Genomic DNA, 9576 nt, shown 5'->3' with positions numbered 1-9576 from the left:
GAATGGTGAATCCATTCGTAGCCCTCGTGATAAACGTCCTCCTGAGTGCCGAATGGCCGCTTGTCGAGCACCATCTTGGCGCGTTGATAGACCACCGCGCGGGTATCGCGCGAGAACGGCATGCCGTCCTTCTCGCTCTCGAAAAAGTATTGACGCATCTCGGGGCGGATTTCCTCGAGCAGGAAACGCAAGTGCGCCGAGATCGGATAGTTGCGCAGCACCGCGTGACTCTTCTGCGTCAGGTCGCGAACGCCGAGCAGCGTCAGCGCGCCGAAGATCACGAGCGGTACAAGGATCAGGTCGAACACCTTGTGATCGACGATACCGATGCCGAGAAGCAGCGCCGTCACCACAGCGCAGATCGTCAGAACGATGAAACGCGGTGAGAACGGCAGCATCAATGTTTCCATGGGGCCCTCGAACGGATTTGCCGACCGAACCACGATATCGGCGGCAACGGTCACGGATATGACAAGTACCAGCGCGACGAAATTCCCGGAAGGCTGGCGAATAATCCGCTAGTGGAGCGGATTTGACATTCGCTACCCTGTCGCCAGGAATTCGCAATGCGAATGTCAAATCCAAAGCTCCACTAGAAACCTATATCTGCTGGTGGTCCTTGGATTCTAACATTTGCGAAAAGTGCCAGCCATACCGGGACGCAAATGTTAGAATCGGACCACTAGATGATCAATCCGTCGCCCTACCGTCCCTGCGGGAGTCGCCGCCACTTTCGCACTGCAACGTGCGCCAGGTCGGCAACAGCACCGCAAGAACGGGATCAGGAGCCACCTCCGTCAGTGGTCGTGGGCCCGCAGCTCGCCCGGAATCCGCTGCTTCTGAAGGCCGTGATGAGCGAGCCACTCATCGGTGGTTTTGATCGAACGCTCGATATGTTCGGACGTCAGCGAAAAATCGTAAGGCGAGCCGACCAGCGGGCACAAAGGCGGAACCACGTAATATTCGATCTCGGGCGAAAGATTTTCCAGATCGTTCACGAGTTGTCGCGCGATCAGAAGCGTCAGGGCATGCAGCGCGTTGGCGACCGCGCCGACCGGCGGGATGTCGGTCGCGCAGGCATATCCGGTCGGCAGGATGATCAGGCGCCGTGCGCCCTTCTCGACCGCTACCTTGACCGGTGTATTGGCGGAGATCGCGCCGTCCGCGAGAAAGCGGTCCCTAAAGGGAACGGGCGCGAAGGCGCCGGGAATCGACGTGGAGGCGACAATGGCCTCGACCGCCGATCCATCGGAAAGCACCACGGTCTCGCCGGACACTATGTCGGTGGTGACGATGTGAAGCGGCAGCTGCGCATCCCTCAGATTGCGAAACGGCAGATGATCCTCAAGCAGCTTGCGGATGCCGTCGTGGGGAATCAGAAAATCGCGGCGCCATAAAAATCCAAGCAGCGTGCGCCATGTCACCGGGAAGACGTCATGGCGCGTCAGTCCGCGCCAGATGGTCTCGAGTTCGAGAACGCCCTTCAGCGTGGGAGCGCCGGCATAGTAGGCACCATTGATGGCGCCGACGCTCGAGCCGACCACCATGTCAGCAGTAACGCCGCTCGCGACCAGCGAATGCAGCATGCCGACCTGAATTGCGCCGAAGCTGCCGCCGCCGGCGAAGACGAATGCCGTCTTCGCCCTATCGTCCTGAACCGACGCGGACAAGGCCCTACCCCCGAACTTGACGCGTCGCCGAAGAGACGCGCGTCATTTTGGGAAACTATAGCAAAGCGCAATCGCCACATCATCAAGAGTAGTTGTTGCCGGCACGGTTGCCCGATAACACAGCGTGAACGCCGTGCCGGAAGGTCGTGACATTCGTGCGCTGATCGATATGGTTCGGCACGCGCACGCCAAAGCTGGGATTTGAGACATGAAGATACCGACCCTGCCCTTCACGGTTACCGATTGGAGCCAGGTTGCGGCCACCACCCATCCCGGCGAGACCGGGCAGGCGTTCTGGCGCACGCTCAATATCGGCGACGTGCGGGTGCGGATGGTCGAGTATACGGCCGGCTACCTCGCCGATCACTGGTGCGACCGCGGACACGTGCTTTATGTGCTGGAGGGCGAGCTTGTCACCGAACTTCGCGACGGCCGCAGCTTCACCTTGCGGCCTGGTATGAGCTATCAGGTCTCGGATTTTGGCGATGCGGCGCACCGGTCGTCGACGAAGACCGGCGTGAAACTTTTCATCGTCGACTGAAAGAGAGCTGCACCACGGCGGCTCGTCCCGAGCTGCGCATTGGCGCGCCCCCGGAATGACGAACGAGAACCTCAGCGCTCCACAAACGCCTTCTCGATCACAAAGTGACCGGGCTCGCTGTGGTTGCCTTCGGCGAAGCCGCGCTCGTCGAACATCTGGCGCAGCTCTTCCAGCATTGCAGGGCTGCCGCACATCATGATGCGGTCGCCTTCGATGTTCAGCGGCTCCTGGCCGATATCGTTGAAAATCTGCTTCGAGGTGATCAAGTCGGTGATGCGGCCGCGGTTACGGAAGGGCTCGCGGGTGACCGTCGGATAATACGTCAACTTTTCTTCGAGCAGCGGGCCGAACAATTCGTCTTCTTGCAAATTCTTCACCAGTTCCTCGCCGTAAGCGAGCTCCGAGACCTGGCGGCAGCCATGTACGAGCACGATCTGCTCGAACCGGTCGTAGACGTCGGGGTCCTTGATCAGGCTCGCAAACGGAGCCAGGCCCGTTCCGGTCGACAAGAGCAGCAACCGCTTGCCGGGCAGCAGGTTGTCGGTGATCAGCGTGCCCGTGGCCTTGCGGCCGACCAGGATGGTGTCGCCTTCCTTGATCTTCTGCAGACGCGAGGTGAGCGGGCCGTCCGCCACCTTGATCGAGAAGAATTCGAGTTCTTCCTCGTGATTGGCGCTCGCCATCGAATAGGCGCGCAGCAGCGGCCGGCCGTCGACCTCAAGACCGATCATCGCGAACTGGCCGTTCTGGAATCGGAAGCCGGTGTTGCGCGTGGCGCGGAAGCTGAACAACGTGTCCGTCCAGTGCCGGACAGAAAGAACCTTCTCTCGATGAAACGCGCTCATGGGCCTGCTTTTCCGATTCCGTCTTGCGAAAGGGCCACTGCGAAGCCAACCGCTCAAAGCCGCGGAAGCCTCTGTGGCGATTGAGGAATTTCCGGCTTTCAACTAACCCATTTTGGGCTGGTGTCAACATGCTGCAGCGCAAGATAACCGCCGCAAAATTGCAGAGCCGACCGCTTAACGGGCCATTTGCCAAAAACCTTCTCTGGGCGGCGTTTATGGCGCAATTAACTTGCTGAAAACCCGCGCCATTTGGGTGATTAATGCCGCCCTCGGCGCACAGAAAATCGTTAGAGATATTTGTCGAAACAGCCGGGAATGCCAGCTCACGCGAGATTGCATGCGAACTTTGCGGGAAATTCGCGCGGGAAAGCCCGCCTTGTATCCGGATCAGGCAGTGTACGCCGCCTTCGCCTGCGCCGAATTCGGACTGGAATTTGAGGATCTCGACGGCGGCTCGACGCTGGTCTTCCGTCTCGCCACACCGTCCAGAACCGTCTACTTCGGCGCCGGCCGCTGCTCCTGGTATCCGCAAAACAACGCGACCGCCGCGACCCTCGCCTCCGACAAACACTTTACCAACCGCATTCTCAGCGACGCCGGGATCCGAAATCTCGGCGGCGATTACTTCTTTCTCAGCGGACGGCATCGCGGCTTGCGACCCGCCGGACACGAACGCGAGGACGCCTTTGCCTATTTCCGCAAGCTGAAAGGCAGCGCTTTCGTCAAGCCGCTCGCGGGCTCGCGCGGCGATTTTGCGCAAGCGATCGATGCGGAAGCGACGCTCGGCCGATACCTGGACGAGGTCGCGGCCTATTACGATGCGGTGCTGATGCAGCCGATCGTATGCGGCGACGAATACCGGATCTTTCTGCTCGACGACGAGGTTGTCTATGCCGCGCGAAAATTTCGCGCCGCGCTCGGCGGCGACGGGACGCACAGCGTGCGCGAGCTGCTGATCAAGCATAACGCGATGCTGACAACGCGCGGCCTTTCCGCGATCGATCCGGACGCGATCGCGCCCGATGATCTCGGCCGGGTGCTGGCCAGGGCTGAGCGCTGGGAAATTCCCGGCCGCACCAATCTGAGTGCCGGCGGTCAGATGGCGTTCGCCTCTCCCGGATCGTCCGCACTGGCAATGGCGCAAGGGGCGCGCCGCGCGCTCGGCTTGCGCGCCGCCGCCGTCGACCTGTTTACGGATCTCGACGGCGATCCGGATGCCGCCGCCATCATCGAGGTAAATGCCAATCCCTCGATCCGCCTGCTCGAGGAGTTGCAGCGGCCGGACCTGATCCTGAAAATATGGCGCCATACGCTTTCCGCACTTGGGCTCTTGGACGTTTGATCCGATGTTTGATCTGTCGAAATATGGCGATGGCATTTGCCTGGCGCGAATGGCCGAGCTGCTGGAGGCGCTTGCGATCGATCGAGCGCGCTTGCAGGAACGTTCGATCGCGATCACGGGATCGAACGGCAAGGGCTCGACGGCGGCGTTTTGCGCCTCGATCGGGCGCGCTTTCGGCTTGCGGACGGGCCTTTTCACCTCGCCGCATCTGTTTCGCATCAACGAACGTTTCCAGATCGATGGGGCGCCGATCGAAGACATCAGGCTGAGGGAATTGGAACGCACGGTCATGGCCGTGATCGACAACATTTCGCGGCGGCGCGGCGAGCGCTTCGGCGCGTTCGAGGCCTTGTTTGCGTTGGCGTGCCTGTTTTTTCAGGAGAACGACTGCGAGCTGTTGGTGTTCGAGGCCGGCATCGGTGGCCGCTACGATCCCGTGCGCTTGCTGGGCAGCCGCGTCGCGGCCGTGACCTCGATCGACTACGAGCATGTCGAGCTGCTCGGCAATTCGTTGGAACTGATCGTGTCAGACAAGAGCGACGCCTGCGCGTCCGGGGGCTCGATCGTCTATGGCGAGAATTGCCGCGCCTTGCGCCCGCATATCGGCGAATACAACCGCAACCGGAATGTCGAGAGCCTGTTCGTCCGCGACGAGGTCTCGATCAACGACCAAGCCGTCGAAGCAGGCAGCCAGCGCTTCGATTTCGTTTTTCGCACCTTCGATTTCCGTGCGCTTGGCGTCGCGCTGCCCGGCGGCTTTCAGCTCAACAATGCCGCGATCGCGGCAACCCTGTTCATTAACTGGATCGAGCGCACGCGGCCACGCAGTCCGACCGCTGACCTAGAAGCGGCCGTACGAAACGGCTTGCGCCAGGCGCGCTGGCCCGGACGGCTTGAAGCGATCGCGCAAGATCCCCTGACCGTCATCGATGTCGGCCACACGCCTGATGGAATCAAACAATCGCTCGCCGGGCTGCACGCCACCTACGGCCCGAACGACTGGCTCCTCGTCGCCGGCGTTTCCCTTGACAAGAAGGCGGCCTTGATTGCGAGCGCGCTGGCGCCGCATTTTCGCACCATCATCTGCACGGCGGCGCATCATAAAGGCGGCGACGCGACCGCGCTCGCGTCCGCCATGCGCCTTGCCAATCCGGCCGCTCAGATCGAGATTGCCGCGACGATCGAGCAGGCGTTCGCGTCAAGCCGGACGCTGGCCGCCGCCTTGAACGAGCGAATCTACGTCGCTGGTGGACTGTTCACGGCAATCGAATATGCCGCCGTCGCGCGCGGTCTCGACGCCAGCAGCCTCGCGTTTTTCTAGGCGCCATTGCGGCGCCAGCCGGTCTTAACCCTTCATTAACCATAAACCACCGAAGGTGATCGCAGCCCGGGAGGCCCACATGGCCGACACATCATCCGTTTCGTCTTCGACCACCACCTTTCTCAACAGGCCGGCCGGCAACCTGAACCAGGCCAAGGCGGCGGCGGGATCGACCTTCGCCAATATTCTCAATCAGACCGAGGTTGCGATCGGACTGAGACCAAAGACCGGCTTCTCCTCCGGCGCAACATATGAGGCGACCACCATCGCAGGCCAGACCAAGGCGACCTACAACAGCATCGTCGACGCAACCAAGGCCGCGCTGCACATCAAGTAAAATTTGGGCGGGTCCGGCGGCGGCGCCCGCGAGCGGAACGAACTCGCGGGCGACACAGGAACCGACGGCTAATTGCTCACGCCTTCGGAATCGTCGAGCGCCTTGAAGGCATCTTCGAGCTGCGGCGAGATCGCCACGTTCATCCGCTCACCGGTCGGCATGCGGGACACGAACCACTTGTTATAGAGCGGAACGAGGTCGTGGTTGGTGCCGAGCTTGCGGAAAGTGCGCTCCACCACCGCTGCCAGTTGCGGCTCGCCTTTGCGGAACATGATGCCATAGGGATCGTAGGACAGGTAGTCGCCGCTGACCTTGAACTTGTCCTGTGACTTGTGGCGCGCGATCAGTCCGTAGAGCAGGATGTCGTCGGTCGCAAACGCATCGACCTTGCCGTCCACCAGCATCTGATAGGACTGCTCGTGATCGCCCGCGGTCACGACTTTCAGGCCGAGGCCGAACTTCTTGTCCAGCGCATACATCGCCTGCTCGTTGGTGGTACCCTTGGTGACCACGACGGTCTTGCCCTGCAGGTCCTTCGGGGCCGAAATCGTCGAAGCCTTCGGCACCATCAGCTTGGTGCCGGCGACGAACATCAGCGGCGAGAACGCCACCTGTTTCGCGCGCTCGGCGTTGGCCGTGGTCGAACCGCACTCCAGATCGATCTTGCCCTGCACCACCGCGGGAATGCGGTCCTCGGACGTGACCCTCACATATTCGATCTTGAGGGCCGGGTCGTCGACCTCGACGCCGATCTCCTCCACGACGGCCTCGCACAGTTCGAGGCTATAGCCGATCGGCCGGTTGGCCTGATCGAGGAAGGAGAACGGCGGCGAGCTCTCGCGGTAACCGAGATGCACGACATGCCGGCTCTTGATGGCCGCCAGCGTCGGGCTGAGGCCTTCGCCGGCAGATTGAGCGCCGGCAGCGGTCGTCAACAGGCATCCTGCGAGCCACAGCCCGCGGGACGCGATCGATAGCCTCAGAGCGTGGCGCATGACGCCCTCCGTCAGTGCGCCGGCACAGGTTCGCCAGGAACGGCATCGGAGGGCACGACGTCTTCGGGACCGAGTTCATGCTCGGCCTTCAGTTCGCCCTCCCACTTAGCCACCACCGACGTCGCCAGCGTGTTGCCGATCACGTTGGTAGCGCTGCGGCCCATGTCGAGGAAGGTGTCGATGCCCATGATCATCAGCAGCCCCGCTTCGGGAATGCCGAACTGGCTGAGCGTGGAGGCGATCACCACGAGCGAAGCGCGCGGCACGCCGGCAACGCCCTTCGAGGTGATCATCAGCGTCGCCAGCATCGCGAGTTGCGTGCCGAGCGACATCGGGATCTGGTAGGTCTGCGCGATGAAGATACTGGCAAAAGTGCAGTACATCATCGTGCCGTCGAGGTTGAACGAATAACCGAGCGGCAGCACGAAGCTCGAGATCCGCGACGAGGCGCCGAAACGATTGAGACCTTCCAGCGTCTTCGGATAGGCCGCTTCCGAGCTTGCGGTCGAGAACGCGATCATCAGCGGTTCGCGGATCAGTCGCAGCAGGTGACTGTATCTCGGCCCGATCACCACGAAGCCGACAACGACCAGGATGGCCCACAGGATCAGGAGCGAGAGGTAGAAGCCGCCCATGAACACGACGAGCTTCCACAGCACCCCGAGGCCGTTCCTCGACACCGTCGCCATGATAGCCGCCCAAACCGCAAGCGGCGCGAACAACATGACGTAGCTCGTCACTTTCAGCATGATGTGGGCAAGATCGTCGATCACCGACAGGATCTGCTTGGAACGCTCCGGCATCGCGCCGAGCGCGACCGAGAAGAAGACGGCGAACACCACGATCTGAAGGATTTCGTTCTGCGCCATCGCATCCGCGATCGAGGTCGGGATCAGGTGGGTCAGGAATTTCTCGATCGAGAACGCCGACACCGGCAATCCGGTCGATTGCGTCTTGTCCGGCAGCGTGCCCGGGAAGTTGGCGCCAGGCTGCAACAGGTTGACCATCACGAGGCCGAGCAGCAAGGATACGAACGAGGCGCTGACGAACCAGCCCATGGTCTTGGCAAAGATACGTCCAAGCTTGGCGCCGGTACCCATATGGGCAATTCCGCCGACAAGGGTTGCGAACACGAGCGGGGCGATGATCATCTTGATCAGGCGCAGGAACAGCATGGCAATCAGGTTGACGCTGTAGGCGATATCGGCGCGGCTATCGGGCATGTAGTTGAAGACCAGCGTGCCCATCACGATGCCGAGCACCATCGCGATGAGAATATACTGCGTAAACCTGTTGGACATGTCTTACCCCCGTAAGTTCCAGCTACCTTGGAGTGTGGCAGATTTCATAGCCGACGCAACACCATCAAAGGCTGCGAAGTTACCGTTGTGGAACGCACGGCCGCAGGCTAGCTTCTTATGCAACGCACAATGCGCATTTCTTGCGCGCTTGTTGCACAACGAGTGGTCTGATCCGGCCAACCCAGGGGAGGAAATCATGAACGGCGGCGTCAATCGTCAGATCCTTCTCGTGGAGAAGCCCGCCGGCAAACTCGGACCCGAGCACTTCAAGATGCAGGAAGGAAGCATCCCGCAACCGCGCGATGGCGAAGCCTTGCTGCGGGTACGATATATCTCGCTCGACGCCGCCAACCGGGCATGGATGCACGGCGCCACCTATCGCGCGGCCGTCGAAGCCAACACCGTGATGGCAGGAGGTGGCATCGCGGAGGTCGTCGCGTCGAACTCGCCGGCACTGGCTGAGGGCGACCTGGTATTTGGCGACACCGGCTGGCAGGACTACGCGGCAGTGCCGGCAAAGCATCTGACGAAGATGCCGAAGATCGAGCCGATGACTTACCTGCTCAGCGTCTATGGCGTCGCCGGCCTCACTGCCTATTTCGGTCTGCTCGACGTCGGCAAGCCCAAGGCCGGCGAGACCGTGGTGGTCTCGGCCGCAGCCGGCTCGGTCGGTTCGATCGTCGGCCAGATCGCCAGGATCAAGGGCTGCCGCGTCGTCGGCATTGCCGGCGGCACGGACAAGTGCCATTGGCTGACCTCGGAACTCGGCTTCGATGCCGCAGTCGATTACAAGGACGGCGCGGTGTTCAAGGCGCTGAAGGCCGCCGCACCCAATGGCATCGACATCTACTTTGACAATGTCGGCGGCGATATTCTTGAGGCCTGCCTGTCGCAGATGAACAACCACGGCCGCATCGCCTGCTGCGGCGCGATCTCCCAATATGACGGTGCGCCACAGGCCACCGGGCCGCGCGGCGTGCCCGGCCTGATCGTGGTCAAGCGCCTCACCATGCAGGGCTTCATCGTCATGGATTACATGGAACGCCGCAACGAGGCGCTGCGCGATCTGCAATCGTGGGTCGCGTCCGGCGCGCTCAAGGTCCAGGAAGACATCATCAACGGGCTCGAGAATACGCCGCGCGCCCTGATCGGCTTGCTCGCCGGCGAAAATCGCGGCAAGCGGATGGTCAGGCTATAGGATATTTTTAGCTGGCGCGCTCGTTC

9 protein-coding genes and 1 pseudogene are annotated in these 9576 nt (G+C 61.6%); 5 read left to right on the top strand and 5 right to left on the bottom strand.

The genetic code is table 11. The features are described from left to right. Window positions 1-410: pseudogene (locus VFL62_RS09595) on the bottom strand (FMN-binding glutamate synthase family protein); the annotation flags it as partial. Between the two features lie 387 nt (window positions 411-797). After that, window positions 798-1670: a patatin-like phospholipase family protein gene (locus VFL62_RS09590; RefSeq protein ID WP_325172135.1), complete on the bottom strand. Its 873-nt coding sequence runs from the start codon at window positions 1668-1670 to the stop codon at window positions 798-800. A gap of 208 nt (window positions 1671-1878) precedes the next feature. Between VFL62_RS09590 and VFL62_RS09585 the strand changes: the two genes are divergently transcribed. Continuing rightward, window positions 1879-2211: a DHCW motif cupin fold protein gene (locus VFL62_RS09585; RefSeq protein WP_325172134.1), complete on the top strand. Its 333-nt coding sequence runs from the start codon at window positions 1879-1881 to the stop codon at window positions 2209-2211. 71 nt (window positions 2212-2282) lie between these two features. Here the strand turns inward: VFL62_RS09585 and VFL62_RS09580 are convergent, their stop codons facing one another. Beyond that, the gene (locus tag VFL62_RS09580; RefSeq protein WP_325172133.1) at window positions 2283-3056 is read right to left on the bottom strand and encodes a ferredoxin--NADP reductase; all 774 of its coding nucleotides are present in this window, start codon (window positions 3054-3056) and stop codon (window positions 2283-2285) included. Between the two features lie 337 nt (window positions 3057-3393). On the opposite strand from VFL62_RS09580, the gene VFL62_RS09575 reads away from it, so the two are divergent. From VFL62_RS09575 to VFL62_RS09565, 3 genes are all read left to right on the top strand, one after another. Beyond that, on the top strand, window positions 3394-4398 hold the full coding sequence (locus VFL62_RS09575; protein ID WP_325172132.1) for a hypothetical protein: 1005 nt from the start codon (window positions 3394-3396) through the stop codon (window positions 4396-4398). A 4-nt stretch (window positions 4399-4402) separates the two neighbouring features. Next, the gene (locus tag VFL62_RS09570; RefSeq protein ID WP_325172131.1) at window positions 4403-5719 is read left to right on the top strand and encodes a bifunctional folylpolyglutamate synthase/dihydrofolate synthase; all 1317 of its coding nucleotides are present in this window, start codon (window positions 4403-4405) and stop codon (window positions 5717-5719) included. A gap of 79 nt (window positions 5720-5798) precedes the next feature. Then, entirely contained in the window at window positions 5799-6056 is a 258-nt protein-coding gene (locus tag VFL62_RS09565) for a hypothetical protein (protein WP_325172130.1), read from the top strand. Between the two features lie 68 nt (window positions 6057-6124). Here VFL62_RS09565 and VFL62_RS09560 read toward each other — a convergent pair whose 3' ends face one another. Beyond that, entirely contained in the window at window positions 6125-7051 is a 927-nt protein-coding gene (locus tag VFL62_RS09560) for an amino acid ABC transporter substrate-binding protein (protein ID WP_325172129.1), read from the bottom strand. 11 nt (window positions 7052-7062) lie between these two features. Further along, window positions 7063-8352 (bottom strand): dicarboxylate/amino acid:cation symporter, encoded by a 1290-nt coding sequence (locus VFL62_RS09555; protein ID WP_325172128.1) that lies wholly within the window; start codon window positions 8350-8352, stop codon window positions 7063-7065. Between the two features lie 196 nt (window positions 8353-8548). Here VFL62_RS09555 and VFL62_RS09550 point away from each other — a divergent pair, with 196 nt between their 5' ends. Beyond that, window positions 8549-9550 (top strand): NADP-dependent oxidoreductase, encoded by a 1002-nt coding sequence (locus VFL62_RS09550; RefSeq protein ID WP_325172127.1) that lies wholly within the window; start codon window positions 8549-8551, stop codon window positions 9548-9550. Window positions 9551-9576 lie beyond the last annotated feature (26 nt).

The organism is Bradyrhizobium sp. (genome assembly GCF_035701725.1).
Classification (GTDB): Bacteria; Pseudomonadota; Alphaproteobacteria; order Rhizobiales; family Xanthobacteraceae; genus Bradyrhizobium.
Note: the sequence above shows the minus strand (reverse complement) of the source record. Positions and strands in the feature narration are given on the sequence as shown.